The 14,913-nt window shown below is 69.9% G+C and carries 13 protein-coding genes; 8 read left to right on the forward strand and 5 right to left on the reverse strand.

Annotation, left to right across the window (positions count from 1 at the left end):
* Positions 1–238 precede the first annotated feature (238 nt).
* The 5 genes from WS96_RS25335 to WS96_RS25355 all read left to right on the forward strand — a co-directional run bounded on the left by WS96_RS25335 (position 239) and on the right by WS96_RS25355 (position 5,957).
* Positions 239–1,795 (forward strand): 3-hydroxyacyl-CoA dehydrogenase, encoded by a 1,557-nt coding sequence (locus WS96_RS25335; RefSeq protein ID WP_059836271.1) that lies wholly within the window; start codon positions 239–241, stop codon positions 1,793–1,795.
* 55 nt (positions 1,796–1,850) lie between these two features.
* A complete protein-coding gene (gene paaK, locus WS96_RS25340) occupies positions 1,851–3,173 on the forward strand; it encodes a phenylacetate--CoA ligase PaaK (protein WP_059836273.1) in 1,323 nt (440 codons plus the stop codon).
* A 40-nt stretch (positions 3,174–3,213) separates the two neighbouring features.
* Complete coding sequence (locus WS96_RS25345) at positions 3,214–4,014, forward strand: enoyl-CoA hydratase-related protein (RefSeq protein ID WP_059836275.1); 801 nt, start codon at positions 3,214–3,216, stop codon at positions 4,012–4,014.
* A gap of 137 nt (positions 4,015–4,151) precedes the next feature.
* A complete protein-coding gene (locus tag WS96_RS25350) occupies positions 4,152–4,823 on the forward strand; it encodes a MarC family protein (protein ID WP_059836277.1) in 672 nt (223 codons plus the stop codon).
* 153 nt (positions 4,824–4,976) lie between these two features.
* On the forward strand, positions 4,977–5,957 hold the full coding sequence (locus WS96_RS25355; RefSeq protein WP_059836279.1) for an aldo/keto reductase: 981 nt from the start codon (positions 4,977–4,979) through the stop codon (positions 5,955–5,957).
* Positions 5,958–5,982: 25 nt separating this feature from the next.
* On the opposite strand, the gene WS96_RS25360 is transcribed toward WS96_RS25355, so the two are convergent.
* The 4 genes from WS96_RS25360 to WS96_RS25375 all read right to left on the reverse strand — a co-directional run bounded on the left by WS96_RS25360 (position 5,983) and on the right by WS96_RS25375 (position 10,049).
* Complete coding sequence (locus WS96_RS25360; RefSeq protein ID WP_059836498.1) at positions 5,983–6,849, reverse strand: CPBP family intramembrane glutamic endopeptidase; 867 nt, start codon at positions 6,847–6,849, stop codon at positions 5,983–5,985.
* Between the two features lie 85 nt (positions 6,850–6,934).
* On the reverse strand, positions 6,935–7,591 hold the full coding sequence (locus tag WS96_RS25365; protein ID WP_059784977.1) for a VC0807 family protein: 657 nt from the start codon (positions 7,589–7,591) through the stop codon (positions 6,935–6,937).
* 295 nt (positions 7,592–7,886) lie between these two features.
* Positions 7,887–8,951 carry a 2,3-butanediol dehydrogenase gene (locus WS96_RS25370; protein WP_059836282.1) on the reverse strand — a complete coding sequence of 355 codons (1,065 nt, stop codon included), beginning with the start codon at positions 8,949–8,951 and terminating at the stop codon, positions 7,887–7,889.
* A 357-nt stretch (positions 8,952–9,308) separates the two neighbouring features.
* Positions 9,309–10,049, reverse strand: a complete 741-nt coding sequence (locus WS96_RS25375) for a GNAT family N-acetyltransferase (protein ID WP_059836500.1) — start codon at positions 10,047–10,049, stop codon at positions 9,309–9,311.
* Between the two features lie 207 nt (positions 10,050–10,256).
* On the opposite strand from WS96_RS25375, the gene WS96_RS25380 reads away from it, so the two are divergent.
* Both WS96_RS25380 and WS96_RS25385 read left to right on the forward strand, forming a co-directional pair.
* Positions 10,257–11,468, forward strand: a complete 1,212-nt coding sequence (locus tag WS96_RS25380; protein WP_059836502.1) for an MFS transporter — start codon at positions 10,257–10,259, stop codon at positions 11,466–11,468.
* 44 nt (positions 11,469–11,512) lie between these two features.
* Positions 11,513–12,001: a DUF3331 domain-containing protein gene (locus tag WS96_RS25385; protein ID WP_059836283.1), complete on the forward strand. Its 489-nt coding sequence runs from the start codon at positions 11,513–11,515 to the stop codon at positions 11,999–12,001.
* Between the two features lie 23 nt (positions 12,002–12,024).
* On the opposite strand, the gene WS96_RS25390 is transcribed toward WS96_RS25385, so the two are convergent.
* Positions 12,025–13,227: a GNAT family N-acetyltransferase gene (locus tag WS96_RS25390; RefSeq protein ID WP_059836285.1), complete on the reverse strand. Its 1,203-nt coding sequence runs from the start codon at positions 13,225–13,227 to the stop codon at positions 12,025–12,027.
* A gap of 174 nt (positions 13,228–13,401) precedes the next feature.
* Here WS96_RS25390 and pdxR point away from each other — a divergent pair, with 174 nt between their 5' ends.
* Positions 13,402–14,880 carry a MocR-like pyridoxine biosynthesis transcription factor PdxR gene (gene pdxR, locus WS96_RS25395; RefSeq protein WP_059836287.1) on the forward strand — a complete coding sequence of 493 codons (1,479 nt, stop codon included), beginning with the start codon at positions 13,402–13,404 and terminating at the stop codon, positions 14,878–14,880.
* The last annotated feature ends 33 nt before the right edge of the window (positions 14,881–14,913 follow it).

A 14,913-nucleotide genomic window follows, 5' to 3' on the forward strand; every position in this document is an offset into this window, starting at 1 on the left:
CCCCCTGGAATCCGGCAATTTGTCGAATTTTATCAGGCGTTCGGGGGTCACTATCTCATATTCGAACCTTTACGTTGACCTTTCGGTAAACAAAAAGTGCCCCGATCTTCCGATTTTCTGTCGTTGCAGGTTTCGTAACGGTTTTTTGCAAGACACATTCGGGCTCGCCCTGACATAAATCTACCGACCGGTCGGTTTATAATCGCTCGCACTTCCACTTCATGACGGATCGCAAGCGATGGCTGTTTCCTCTGCACATTCGGTGAACTCGGGCGCGCTCGCGCCGTCGGCCGTCGTCGGCGTGATCGGCGCCGGCGCGATGGGCGCGGGCATTGCGCAGGTCGCGGCGGCGGCCGGCCATGCGGTGCTGCTGTACGACCTGAGCGAGGCGGCCTGCGACAAGGCACTGGCCGGCATCCGCGCGCAGTTCGCGCGGCTGGCGGAGAAGGGCCGGCTCGAACCGGCGCAGGCCGAGGCGGCCGGCAACCGGATCCGCGCGGTGCGCGCGCTGGCCGATTTCGCGGGCGCCGCGCTGATCGTCGAGGCGGCGGCCGAACGGCTCGACGTGAAGCGCGAGATCTTCGCGACTCTCGAACGCCATGTCGACGACGCATGCGTGCTGGCGACCAACACGTCGTCGATCTCGATCACGTCGATCGCGGCCGGGCTGCGCGTGCCGCAGCGCGTCGCCGGCCTGCATTTCTTCAACCCGGCGCCGCTGATGGCGCTCGTCGAGGTGGTCAGCGGGCTCGCGACCGCGCCCGAGGTCGCCCGGATGCTTCATGCGACCGCCGCCGCGTGGGGCAAGCAACCGGTGATGGCGAAATCGACGCCGGGCTTCATCGTGAACCGCGTCGCCCGGCCGTATTACGCGGAGGCGCTGCGCGTGCTGAACGAGCAGGGTGGCACGCCGGCTTCGATCGACGCGGTGATGCGCGAAGCCGGCGGCTTCCGGATGGGGCCGTTCGAGCTGATGGACCTGATCGGCCACGACGTGAATTTCGCGGTGACCGAGTCGGTGTTCCGCGCGTACTTCAACGACCCGCGCTACACGCCGTCGCTGATCCAGCAGGAACTGGTGAATGCGGGCTTCCTCGGGCGCAAGTCCGGGCGCGGTTTCTATTCGTATGCGGACGGCGCGACGCCGGCCGCTCCCGATCTCGAGCCTGCGCGCACCGCGCCGGCCGAGGTCGCGCTGTTTGCACAGGACGGCCCGGCCGCCGCGCTGCATGCGCGCTTCGTCGACCGCATCGGGAACGCGCGGCGCAACGACGCGCATGCCGACGATCTGCTCGCCGTGGCCGGCCGCGCATCGATCGCGCTGACCGACGGCCGGACGGCCACCGCGCGCGCCGCGCAAACGGGCGTGGCGGATCTCGTGCTCGTCGATCTCGCGCGCGATTACGCGCAGGCCGGCCTCGTCGCGCTGACGCGCGCGCTCCAGTGCAGCGACGCGGCGTATGCGGACGCGGTCGGCCTGTTCCAGCAGGCGGGTTTTCGCGTCGTCGGCGTCGCGGACGTGCCGGGGATGGTCGCGATGCGCACCGTCGCGATGCTCGCGAACGAAGCGGCCGACACGGTGAACCAGGGCGTCTGCTCGCCGGCCGATCTCGATCTCGCGATGGAGAAGGGCGTGAACTATCCGTGCGGCCCGCTCGCGTGGGCCGATGCGATCGGCATCGGCCGCGTGCATCGCGTGCTGTCGAACCTGGCGGCGAGCTACGGCGAGGACCGCTATCGCGTGTCGCCGCGCCTCGCCGCGCTGCACGCGGCCGGTCGCACGTTCCGGTCGTGACCGCCTCGTTACCTCGAACACGACAACGACATCACTCCATTGGAGGAGCATCCCGATGACTCACCCGACGCATCCCGCCGCCGCCCTCGAGCCGATCGAGACCGCCAGCCGCGACGAACTGCAGGCGCTGCAGCTCGAACGCCTCAAATGGTCGCTGCGCCACGCGTACGACAACGTCCCGCACTATCGGCGCACGTTCGATGCGGCGGGCGTGCATCCGGACGACCTGAAGTCGCTCGCCGATCTCGCGAAATTCCCGTTTTCGACCAAGAGCGACCTGCGCGACAACTATCCGTTCGGCCTCTTCGCGGTGCCGCGCGAGCAGGTCGTGCGCGTGCATGCGTCGAGCGGCACGACCGGCAAGCCGACGGTGGTCGGCTACACGGCGCGCGACATCGACACATGGGCGAACGTGACCGCGCGCTCGATCCGCGCGGCCGGCGGCCGGCCGGGCGATACGCTGCACAACGCGTTCGGCTATGGCCTCTTCACGGGCGGTCTCGGGATTCATTACGGCGCGGAGCGGCTCGGCTGCATGGTCGTGCCGATGTCCGGCGGGCAGACCGAGAAGCAGGTGCAGTTGATTCGCGATTTCGAGCCGAAGATCATCCTCGTCACGCCGTCGTACATGCTGAACCTGATCGACGAGATGGTGCGGCAGGGGATGGACCCGGCCGAATCGTCGCTGAAGATCGGCATCTTCGGCGCCGAGCCGTGGACGCAGGCGCTGCGCGACGAAGTGGAAACGCGCGTGGGCATCGACGCGCTCGACATCTACGGGCTGTCGGAAGTGATGGGGCCGGGTGTCGCGTGCGAATGCGTGGAGACGAAGGACGGCCCGGTGATCTGGGAAGATCATTTCTACCCGGAGATCATCGATCCCGTCACCGGCGAAGTGCTGCCCGACGGCAGCGAGGGCGAGCTCGTGTTCACGTCGCTGACGAAGGAGGCGATGCCGGTGATTCGCTACCGCACGCGCGACCTCACCGCGCTGCTGCCGCCGACCGCGCGCGCGATGCGGCGCCTGGCGAAGATCACGGGCCGCTCCGACGACATGCTGATCGTGCGCGGCGTGAACGTGTTCCCGAGCCAGATCGAGGAGATCGTCGTCGCGCTGCCGCAGTTGTCGGGCCAGTTTCAGATCACGCTGTCGCGCGACGGTCACATGGACCGGCTCGACCTCGCGGTCGAGTTGCGCTCCGAAGCGGCGGCGTCCGTTACCGACGGCGAGCGCACGGCGCTCGCGCGCGAACTGCAGCACCGGATCAAGACGATGGTCGGCGTGTCGTCCGGCGTGACGGTGCTGGCGGCTGGCGGCATCCCCGCGACCGCGACCGGCAAGGCACGCCGCGTGATCGATCGCCGCCAGGCCGCCTGATTTCGATGTGTGTGTCGTGCTACCCGAGGAAACCTGTTCGATGGATGAATTGAAGACCCTGGCCGTCACGGTCGATGCGCGCGGCATCGCGACCGTTGCGCTGCGGCGCGGCGACGTGCTGAACGCGTTCGACGAGACGATGATCGCGGAGCTCACCGACGCGTTCACGACGCTCGGCCGGCGCGACGACGTGCGCGCGATCGTGCTGCGTTCGGACGGTCGCGCATTTTGTGCGGGCGCCGACCTGCAGTGGATGCAGCGCGCGAGCGCGAACGATGCGGCAGCGAACCTGCGCGACGCCGAGCGGTTCGCCGCGATGATGCGTGCGATCCGGCAGTGCCCGAAACCGACGGTCGCGCGCGTGCAGGGGCACGCGTTCGGCGGCGGCGTGGGCTTGTGCGCGGCATGCGACATCGTGATCGCGAGCGATCACGCGCGGTTCTCGGTCAGCGAGGCGCGCTTCGGGATCCTGCCGGCCGTGATCGGCCCGTATCTGGTCGAGGCGGTCGGCCAGCGCCAGGCGCGCCGTCTCGCGCTGACCGCGACGCAGCTCGCGGCTGCCGACGCCGTCGCGATCGGCCTGATTCATCAGGCCGTGCCGCTCGATGCGCTCGACGACACGCTCGAGCGGACGCTCGCGGAGCTCGGCCGCAACGGCCCGCACGCGCTGACGGAGATCAAGCGCTTTTTCGATGCGATCGGCGAGTACCCGCCGTCGGACGAACGCGCGGCGTTCACCGCGCAGACGATCTCCCGCGTGCGTGCGACGCCGGAAGCGAAGGAAGGCTTCGCGGCTTTCTTCGCGAAACGGCCGCCGGTCTGGGAGGCGGGCGCCGAATAAGGCTGCGCGACGCACGTTCACGGCGATCGACGGCAAAACCAGGCCGCCCGCATTTTGCGTCTCGGACGCGGGCGCTTGCACTACAATGCGTGACCCCCGGCGCGCTGCCGGCCCCGTCCCGACCGCTGCTTCGCACGATGATCGTCAATCGCCTCGTCTCCGAGATCCTGTTCGGCTTTACCGGCCTGATCGGCATCATCAATCCGATCGGTATCGCGTTCCTGTTTCTCGAACGAACCGAGGCGCTCACCGCGCACGAACGGGATCTGCTTGCGAGGAAGGTCGCGTTCAACGCGTTCGTCGTGCTGATGGTGGCGTTCTTCGCCGGCACGCCGGTGCTGCATTTCTTCGGGATCTCGATGGAAGCGCTGCGGATCGGCGGCGGCTTCGCGGTTGCGGTGGCCGGCTGGCAGATGCTGAACGAACCGGACGGCCCGGGCGGCGGCGACACGCCGGTCAAGCCGATCGACGCGAACGCGATCATGACGCGCGCGTTCTTCCCGTTGACGGTGCCGCTGACGGTCGGCCCCGGCTCGATCGCGACCGCGATCGCGCTGAACGCGAACCGCACGCACAAGCTGTCGGAATTCATGCTGTCGAGCATCGTGTCGATCGCCGTGTCGGTGCTCGTCGCGCTCGTGATCTGGCAGGTCTACAGCCGCTCCGCGCTGCTCGCGCGCTACCTCGGCAGCGAAGGGACCAAGGTCGCGAAGCGCGTGTCGGCGTTCCTGCTGCTGTGCATCGGCGTGCAGATCATGCTGACCGGCTTCTCCGCGTTCCTGCAGCCGATCGCCGACCAGGTCAAGTAACCGGCCTTCCGGTTCGTCCCTTTTCGTCCTTTCACGCAGCCTGCATGCGGCGCGCGGTCGTACGCGTTCGCGGCATGCGGGATACCATGCGACGTCTGGCGGATGCGCGGCGCGCATCCGGCCGCAAACCCGACTCGAATGGAGAGGCGTGCAATGGAATACGTGAAATTCGGATCGACCGGGCTGGACGTGTCGAAGCTGGTGCTGGGTTGCATGACATTCGGCGAGCCGTTGCGCGGCACGCATCCGTGGACGCTGCCGGAAGCGGAAAGCCGCCCGATCATCCAGCGGGCGGTCGAGGCCGGCATCAACTTCTTCGACACCGCGAACATGTATTCGGACGGAACGTCCGAGGAGATCGTCGGCCGCGCGCTGCGCGATTTCGCGAAGCGCGACGAGGTCGTGATCGCGACGAAGGTGTTCTACCGGATGCGGCCGGGGCCGAACGGCGCCGGCCTGTCGCGCAAGGCGATCATGACCGACATCGACCAGAGCCTGAAGCGGCTCGGCACCGACTACGTCGATCTCTACCAGATTCACCGCTGGGACTACGGTACGCCGATCGAGGAGACGCTCGAGGCGCTGCACGATATCGTGAAGGCCGGCAAGGCGCGCTATATCGGCGCGTCGTCGATGTTCGCGTGGCAGTTCGCGAAGGCGCTGCATACGTCGAAGCAGAACGGCTGGACCCGCTTCGTCAGCATGCAGAACCACCTGAACCTGCTGTATCGGGAGGAAGAGCGCGAAATGCTGCCGCTGTGCGAGGACGAAGGCATCGCGGTGATTCCGTGGAGCCCGCTCGCACGCGGGCGCCTGACGCGCAACTGGGACGAAACGTCGGAACGGCAGCAGAAGGACGACGTCGGCCAGCGGCTGTACGACGCGACGGTCGACGCCGACAAGGCGGTCGTCGAGGCCGTCGCGGCGATCGCCGCCGCGCGCAACGTGCCGCGGGCGCAGGTCGCGCTGGCGTGGGTGGCGCACAAGCGCGGCGTGACCGCGCCGATCGTCGGCATCTCGAAGCCGCAGCAACTGGACGATGCGCTCGGCGCGCTCGCGCTGAAGCTGACCGCGGACGAGATCGCCGCGCTCGAACGCCCGTACGTGCCGCACGCGGTGGCCGGGTTCAACTGAGCAGCGTCGCTCGCGGGCGCCGCGATCAGCGCGCGGCGGCCAGCATCGGGTAGGTGAACAGGCCGAAGTGGACGACGTTCAGCCCCGCATGCGCGAGCGCGGCGGCGAGCAGGCCGCCGCGCTGCCACGCGAGCCCGTAGCCGACGCCGGCCACCGTGCCGAGCACGATCCACTGCCAGCCGGCGGCCGCGTGCGCGGCGCCGAACAGCACCGCGCCGGCCGCGAGCGCAACCCACGGGCCCCACGAGCAGGTGTTGAACACGCGGGTCAGGCCGCCTTGCACGTAGCCGCGGAACAGCGCTTCCTCGGCGAGCGTCACCAGCAACAGGTTGTTCACGAGCCACAGCCAGCCGGACGGCGGCCACTTGGGCGCCCAGCCGACCATTCCGAACGCGAGCGCGCCGGCCAGGCACGCGGCAGCCGTGGCGACGGCCGCCACCACGCCGGTGCGCAGCGCGCGCAACGGCGCGACGTCGGGAGCCACCCACGGCAGCGCCCACACCAGCCACAAGCCGACGAGCGGCTTGTCGAAATTCAGGTACATCGTGAACGGCACGGCGTCCGGCGTGAAGCGGGTCGGGCCGATCACGCGCGGGTTGTGGAAGCCGGGCAGCAGGTGCAGGCTCAGCGCGATCGCGAGCGCGGCAAAGACGAGGTGCGCGGCGATGCGCACCGCGAGCGGGCGCTCGGGCAACACGCCCCAGCCGGCCGCGATCAGCAGCGCGAACGGCGCCAGCGCGATCGGCGCGAGCTGGCCGAACGCCAGGGCGCCCGCATAGCCCAGCGCGGCGAGGCCGATGCTCAGGCCGTGCAGCGGGCGATGCCACGCGAATGCGGCGGCCGCGAACAGGGCGAGCCAGATCGTGGCACACGGAAGGAGCGAAAGGGACATGACGGGAAGCGGATGGGCGGACGAGACGCCGCGCATCATACAGCAGGTGCGGTGACACGCCGCCGCCCGGCCGGGCAGCCGTGCGTCAGCGGCCGGCGGTTTCGGTGATGCCGCCGCGGCCCGGGATGTCGACGCTGTTGCGCACGCGCATCCGCCGCCGGTACCAGAACGTCCACAGCAGCAGGCAGCCGAACACCGTGTAGCCCATGACCGGCGACACGACCAGCACGCGCTCGACCGGCCAGCTGACGACCATCCACCAGCGCAGCAGCATCTCGAGCGTCATGATGGCGCCCCACACGAACGTCATCAGCCGCAGCATCTGCCGCAGGCCCGGCTGCGCGTCCCAGACGGCTTCGAAGTGCGCGGCGCCGCCGTCCATCTCGCGGGCCACGGTCGCGCGGGCCAGATAGAAGATCAGCGGGCGTTCACGGAACAGCGACAGCAGGAACACGACGCCGATCGTGCCCGAACCGATCGATTCGCGCATCAGCAACGTGCGCGGACTGCCGCCGAACGCCATCCCGACGATCGACAGCGTGATGCCGAGCAGCACGATGGCCGCCACCGCGTCGACGCGGCGCGAGCGGATGAATTCGACGATCGACCAGACGATCGGCGGCACCGCCGACGCGTACAGCGCGCCGGTTTCGCCGAAATACGGATGCGCGACCCGATAGGCCACCCAGGGCAGCACGAGGTTGACGAAGAGTTCGAGAATCAGGCCGGCTCGCGGTTTCACGGTGCGCCATTCCACGCAGGTCGGGGCGAACGCGCGAAACGCGTGGTTGCCCCCGGTTGCCCCGAAAAGGGTTCGGCCCAGTATATCGAAGAATCGCGCCGGGTTAGGGATGGCGAATGTTGCGGCATCCCGCATCCGGATGGAGCGGTACATGGCGGCTGCTTCGGGCGATGACGGTAGCGGGAAGGGCGCCGCCGCGCAGGCGCGCCGCCCCCGCACGTGCGACGCTCGGCGGCGGGGCGGCCGGGCAGCCTGCGCGGCGCGGCCGCCCTCGATGCCGCGGCCGCGCGTGCGGTCAGGAGACGGCCGGCCGGACGATGATCTTCACGTTGCGGTCCTTGTGGTTGACCAGTTCCTCGAAGCCGTGCGCGACGATGTCGCCGAGCGCGATGCGCCCGGTGATGAGCGGCTGCACGTCGATGCGGCCGTCCGCGATGAAGCGGATCACGTCCGCGAATTCGCCGTTGTACGCGAGCGAGCCGATCACTTCCTTCTCGGTCGACACGATGTCGAAGAAGTTGAACGGCGCCGGTTCCTCGAAGATGCCGACCATCACCGACTTGCCGGCCTTGCGGATCACGTCGATCGCGAGCTTCGCGGTGGCCGTGTGCCCGATGCACTCGAACGACACGTCGGCGCCGTAGCCGCCCGTCAGCGCCCTGACTTCGGCGATCGCGTCGGACGTCTTCGGATCGACGACGACGCTCGCGCCGACCTCCAGCGCCTTCTGCTTGCGCGCGGCCGACATCTCCAGCGCGATCACGCGCCCGGCGCCCGCGGCCTTCGCGCACATGATCGTGCACAGGCCGATCGTGCCCGCGCCGACCACGACGACGGTCTGCCCGACGATGTTGCCGGCCTTCTTCACCGCATGCAGCCCGACCGCGAGCGGTTCGATCAGCGCGCCGGCCTCGGTCGGGAAATCGTCGGGCAGCTTGTACAGCAGTTCGGCCGGCACGTTCACGTATTCGGCGAACGCGCCGTTGTTCATCAGCCCGGTGAACGCGAGGTTCTCGCAGATGTTGTACAGCCCGTGCCGGCAATACCAGCAGGTGCCGCAATGCTGGCACGCGTCTGCCGTCACGCGGTCGCCGACCGCGAAGCCCGACACACCCGCGCCGAGTTCGGCGATCTCGCCGCTGAACTCGTGACCGAGGATGCATTGGCCCTTCAGGCCGGTCAGCGGATGCGGCGCGTCGACCGGGATGAACACCGGCCCGGCGACGTATTCGTGCAGATCGGAGCCGCAGATGCCGCACCAGTGCACGCGGATCGTGACCCAGCCTGCGGGCGGGCGCTCCGGAACGGGAACCGCTTCGACGCGGATGTCGTGGCGGCCATGCCAGACGGCGGCCTTCATGCTGGGGGAAGTGATCGGTGCCGGTGTATTCACGTTGCTGTCTCCGTCGGGTTGTCGTCGGGCGCGCGGCAACGCTGCCGGTGTGCCCGTCGCGCGATTGCGCGATCGACCGGTATGCAGGAACGGGGCCAGCATGAATCGCGGCGGCACGGGGCGGTCGAAAGAGGACGCCGGATGCGTTGCACCATGTCGCTCGGCGCCGACCGGCCGGGATTCGGAAGGAGCGGTGCGTCGAATTTGCTGCGATCGCGCAACATCGGGTCCGCTGAGACGCCGGGACGTTCGTCTCAGCGCGATGAGACGAAGCGCGAGACGAATGGTGGCGAACGGCGATGGACGATGCGGTTCGATTCGCGGTCAGGCGACGACTTCGTCCACGGCGACGGTTGCGAGCGGCGTGAATCCGGCGGCGCGGTACAGCGGCTGGCCGGCTTCGGTCGATATGAGCCATACGCGGTGCGCGCCCCGGCGCCGTGCGTGGGCGGCGATCGCGGCGAGCAGTTGCGTCGCGAGGCCACGGCGGCGGTATGCGTCCGCCGTCGCGACGCGATCGACGACGATATCGCGCGGCGACGCGAAGCCGTAGCGCGCGGTGGCCGAGATCTGCCCGTCGAGCCGGTGCGCGAACAGGAACGCGGCCGGATTCGGGTGGAACGGCGGGAAGGCGCCGCTGGCGTTGAACGCGTCGATCGCGTCCGGCGTGTCGCAGGCGAGCGCTTGCGCGAGCGCGTCGTCGCCCGACAGCCCGGCGATATCGGCGGCCATGAAGTGCTCGTCGGTCAGCCGGCGCGTCCTGCCGTGCAGCGCGGACGGCAGCGGCGCGGCGCCATAGCGCGTGATCCACGCACCGACGACGAACGGGCCGGCGCCGGACCCGGGCGCCCCCTCGATCATGAAATGCTCGAAAGGCCGGCCCATCGCGTCGTCGAACTGCACGACGTGGCCGTCCGGGCCGTCGTGCAGCGGCGCATCGCGCCGGTCGCGCGCGGCGCAGTACCCGGCGATGAACGTGCGCACGGCGGCCTTGCGACGGGGGAAGGCGGACCAGGCTTCGTCGAGCGGGAACAGCGTGGCCGGTGCAGGGTAGGCGGTCGGCATGCGGACGGGCATTGTCGGAGCGAAGCCGACAGCTTAGCCGAGGATGCCGTCGCTTGCCGTGCCAGCCATTGTCGCCCTCACCGAAACGAATCGTTGCGCACGTTACCCCTTTACTTGAAGTTAACTTCAATTTGTATCATGGGCGCCGGTCCGATTGCGGCCGTGCGAGACATCCCGTCGCACGCGGCCGCCTCAACGGAGGTGACGATGACCGAATCGCCTGTCGCGGCCGAGGCCGCCACGCTGCCGTCGCGCAGCTACCGGGCCGCCGTCGCGAACGTCGTGCTGGCGAGCATCGTGTCGGCGCTGCACGTCGGCAAGGCGACGATCGCATTGCCGTCGCTGCAGCACGAGTTCGGCGGCTCGCTCGCGTCGCTGAGCGGGATCATGTCGGTGTTTCCGTTCGTCGGCGTGTTCGGCGGGATCGCCGCCGGGCTGCTGGTGCGGCGCTGGGGCGACCGGCGACTGCTGGTGACGGGCCTCGTCATCCTCGGCCTGTCGAGCATCGTCGGCGCATGGGCGGGCAGCTTCGCGCTGCTGCTGGCCACGCGCTTCGCGGAAGGGCTCGGGTTCGTGATCGTGGTGGTTGCCGCGCCGGCCGTGCTGAACCGCGTGACGCCGCCCGAGCGGCGCAATCTCGCGTTCGGCCTGTGGAGCACCTTCATGCCGGCCGGCATGGCGCTGTCGATGCTGGCCGGGCCGCTGCTCGGCGGCTGGCGCAACGGCTGGCTCGCGGCGGCGGCGCTGACGCTCGTCGCCGCCGCCGCGGTGCCGGTCACGACGTCGGCCGACGCACCGTCGCGGCAGGCCGCGGCGGCACCCATCGGGCCCGCGCTGCGCACCGTGCTCGCGGCGCGCTCGACCACGCTCCTCGCACTCGGTTTCGCGACCTACAACGTGCAGTTCTTCGCGGCGATGACGTTCCTGCCGGTGTTCCTGATGCAGCGTCTCGGCGTTGCCGTCGGCGCGGCCGGGCTGATCGGTGCGGCGATCGTCGCTGCATGCGTGATCGGCAACCTGACGGCCGGCTGGTTGCTGTCGCGCGGGGCGCGACCGGGGCTCGTGATGGCCGCGACGTCGGTCGCGATCGGCGCGGCCGGGGCGGGCCTCTTCAGCGCGGCGACGCCCGCACCGCTCGCGGTCGCGCTCGGGTTCGCGTTCTCGGCGATGGCCGGGATGCTGCCCGCGACGATTCTCGCGTGCGCGCCGGGTTCCGCGCCGTCGCCGTCGCTGGCGCCGCTCAGCATCGGCTGGGTTGTGCAGGGCAACTATCTCGGCCAGGTGATCGGGCCGCTGACGATCGGCGCGATCGTCGGGGCATTCGGCTGGTCGGGCGGCGTCGGGCTGATGCTCGCGGCCGCCGTCGTCGGCGCGGCGATCGGCCTGTGCCTGCTGCGCGAACCGATGGGCCGGCGCTGAGTGCGGCGCCGGCGTCTTTCAACCTGCACGGAAATCCGTCAAGCATGCTCGACATCATGGAAAGCCCGACCTGCGAAGAAGACCTGTCGTGCGACGTGTCCGCGTCCGCGCTCGGCGAAGACGATCCGATGCCGTCGCGCGGCGGCGTGCTCGCGCATTCGCTCGTGACGATCGGGCGTGCGCCGATTCCGGCGCACGCGACGGCCGCGGCGTCGCCGTTGCGCCCGCAACTGTTCGTCACGGTGCTGGAGGCGGGGCACGACGGGCTGCTGGTGCGATGGGTCGAGAGCGGCCGGTGTCATTACGGCGAACAACGCTGGCGCTTGCGCGTCGCGTTGCAGCCCGGTCGCTGCGCGCTCTCGGGGCAGCCGATCGCGCCCGGCGAACCGGTGTTCCGGCCGGTACGGCGGCCCGTGCCGGCCAATGGCGACGAGATGATCTGCCCGGCTGCGGTGCCGGGCATGGCCGGTGCAGCGCACGACGACGTGCCCGAGGACGGTGACGCCCGCGATCCGGCCGATGTGCATGGCTGAACGTCGGCCGTCCGGGGGCGACGTTACTTCTTCAGATCGTGCCGGTACTGGATGAAACCGGCGTTGTTCGCGAGCTTGTCGTACAGCGCGCGTGCGGTCGTGTTGGTTTCGTGCGTGAGCCAGTACACGCGGCTCGCGCCGGCTTCGCGGGCGCGTTCGTACACGGCCTCGATCAGTGCGCCGCCCGCGCCTTGCCCGCGCGCGTCGGGCGCCGTGTACAGGTCCTGCAGGTAGCAGTACGGCCCTTCGGTCCAGCACGAGCGGTGGTAGATCGCGTGCACGATCCCGACCAGCGCCCCCGACGCGTCGAACGCACCGAGCACGAACATCGGCTCGGCCGGATCCATCAGGCGCGCCCACGTCGTCGCGAACACCGCATCGCTCAGCGCGGTGTCGTAGAACTGCTGGTAACCCTGCCACAGCGGACGCCACGCGGCTTCGTCGGCGGCGACGAGCGGGCGCACCGCGACGCGCGTGGCGTCGTTCGCGCGGCCGGCGGCGTCGCGCGCGCGGGCCTGCGCGTGGCGGATCGCGGCGAGCGACTGGCGCTGTTCGCCTTGCGCGCCGAAGTTTTCCGGTGCGAGCCATGCGTCGAACGCGGCGCGGACATCCGGCCATTCGCCGTCGATGATCGAGAACCACGCGGTGTCGCGATTGCGGCCGCGGTAGACGATCGCCTGCCGGAACGTGCCTTCGTAGCGGAATCCGAGCCGCGCGGCCGCCTTGCGCGACGGCGCGTTCAGGTCGTCGCACTTCCATTCGTAGCGCCGGTAGCCGAGCGTGTCGAATGCATACTTCATCAGCAGGAACTGCGCTTCGGTCGACACCGGTGTGCGCTTGAGCAGCGGCGAGAACGTGACGGAACCGACCTCGATCACGCCGTTGGCCGGATCGATGCGCATCAGCGCGAGCGTGCCGACCGCGCGGCCCGTGGCGCGGTCGATCACCGTATAGTGCAGCGGATCGGTGCTCGCCTGCGCGCCACGCGCGTAATCGCGGTAGCTGGACTCGTCGGCGTACGGGCCGTGCGCCAGATAGGTCCAGTCGCTGCCGTCGGGCGCCTGGGCGTAGGCGGCGTACAGGTCGGCCGCGTGGCGCTCGGCGTCGAGCGGTTCGAGCCGGCAGTAGCGGCCTTCGAGCGCGATGCGCTCGGGGCGCGGACGCGCGGACCAGTCGGGAACGGGGTGGCCGATGGGCTGCTGGAAAGCGTTGGTGAGCGTGGGCAAGGTCGATCTCGCTTCGGTTGGCGGCCGGCGACATGCCGGCATGCAGACGATCGTAGTCCCGGCGAGGTACCATGAGAAGCGCCAGCGAACGGCAAATTTATGGTGCCACGATCGGTGGCCGTCAGCCGTGCGCCGCTCACCGTACGTTCGACCTTTTCACGCTGCGATGTCCCGATGACGACTGCCTTTCCTTCCGGCGGCGCGCCGTTGCTGCCGCTCGATGCGCCGCTGGCCCGCACGCCCGGCGCACCTTCGCTGCAGCGCCAGTTGCTGCGTCGCGTGCGCGACGCGATTCTCGGCGGCGCGATGCCGGCCGGCACGCGGCTGCCCGGCACGCGCGCGCTGGCCGAAACGCTCGGCGTGTCGCGCAATACGACGGCCGCCGTGTACGAGCAGCTCGTCGCGGAAGGCTTCCTGCAGTCGGACCGTCGCGGCACGCGGGTCGTCGGGCTGTCGCGGCCGGCGCCGCCGCGCCGGCGTGCCGCGCCGCCGACCGTCGCGCAGCGGCTCGGCCGGATTCGCGCGAGCCTCGTCGGCGCCGGCGAATCGGAGGGCTTCCGGCCGGGCGTGCCGGCGCTGTCGCATTTCCCGGTGGACGCGTGGCGGCACGCGATCGATCGCGCGTTACGCCGCGCCGGCCGCGACCTGCTGGCGTACGGCGATCCGCTCGGCGAGCCCGCGTTGCGCGAATCGATCGCGCGCCATCTGGCCGTCACGCGCGGCGTACGCTGCGATCCCGAGCAGATCGTGATCACGGAGGGCGCGCAGGGGGCGATCGCGCTGTGCGCGCAGTTGCTGACGAATCCGGGCGATACGGTGTGGGTCGAGGAGCCCGGCTATCGCGGCGCGCGCACCGCGATGCAGGCGGCCGACCTCGACGTCGTGCCGATGCCGGTCGACGCGGAAGGGCTGCGCGCGGAACCGGACGACTGGCGCGAGCGGCCGCCGCGCCTCGTCTACACGACGCCGTCGAACCAGTTCCCGACCGGCGCCGTGCTGTCGATCTCGCGTCGGCTCGCGCTGATCGATGCGGCGCGCCGCCATCGCGCGTGGATCATCGAGGACGACTACGACAGCGAATTCCGTCACACCGGCGAGCCGATCGGCGCGATGCACGGGCTCGCGCCCGATTCGCCGGTCGTCTATCTCGGCTCGTTCAGCAAGACGATGTTTCCGGCGTTGCGGATCGGTTTTCTCGTGCTGCCCGACGCATTGCTGGCCGCCGTGCGGCCGGCGTTGCCGGAGATGCTGCGCGGCGGGACGCGTCATGTGCAGCTCGCGCTGGCCGATTTCATCGAGACGGGCGAGTACGGCCGGCATCTCGGGCGGATGCGCAGGTTGTATCGCGACCGGCGGCGTTTGCTGCTCGCCGCGCTCGACAGCAGCCTGAGCGTGCCGCACCAGGTCGAGGGCGGTCCGTGCGGGCTGCATCTCGCGCTGCGGCTGCCGGCGCGTTATCGCGATCGCGCGATCGTCGAGGCGGCGCGCGCGCATGGCATCGGCCCGTTTCCGCTGTCGGGTTTCGCGATCGATGCGGCGCGGGCCCGCAACGGGCTCGTGCTCGGTTTCGGCAATACGTCGGCCGATGCGTTCGAGCCGATGTTGCGGATGGTGTCGACGATCGCGGAGCAGGTGGCTGCGGGGGACGCGTGACGGTATAGTCGCGCGATTCCGACTTCCCTCCGC

It is taken from the genome of Burkholderia sp. MSMB1835 (assembly GCF_001526365.1).
GTDB lineage: Bacteria > Pseudomonadota > Gammaproteobacteria > Burkholderiales > Burkholderiaceae > Burkholderia.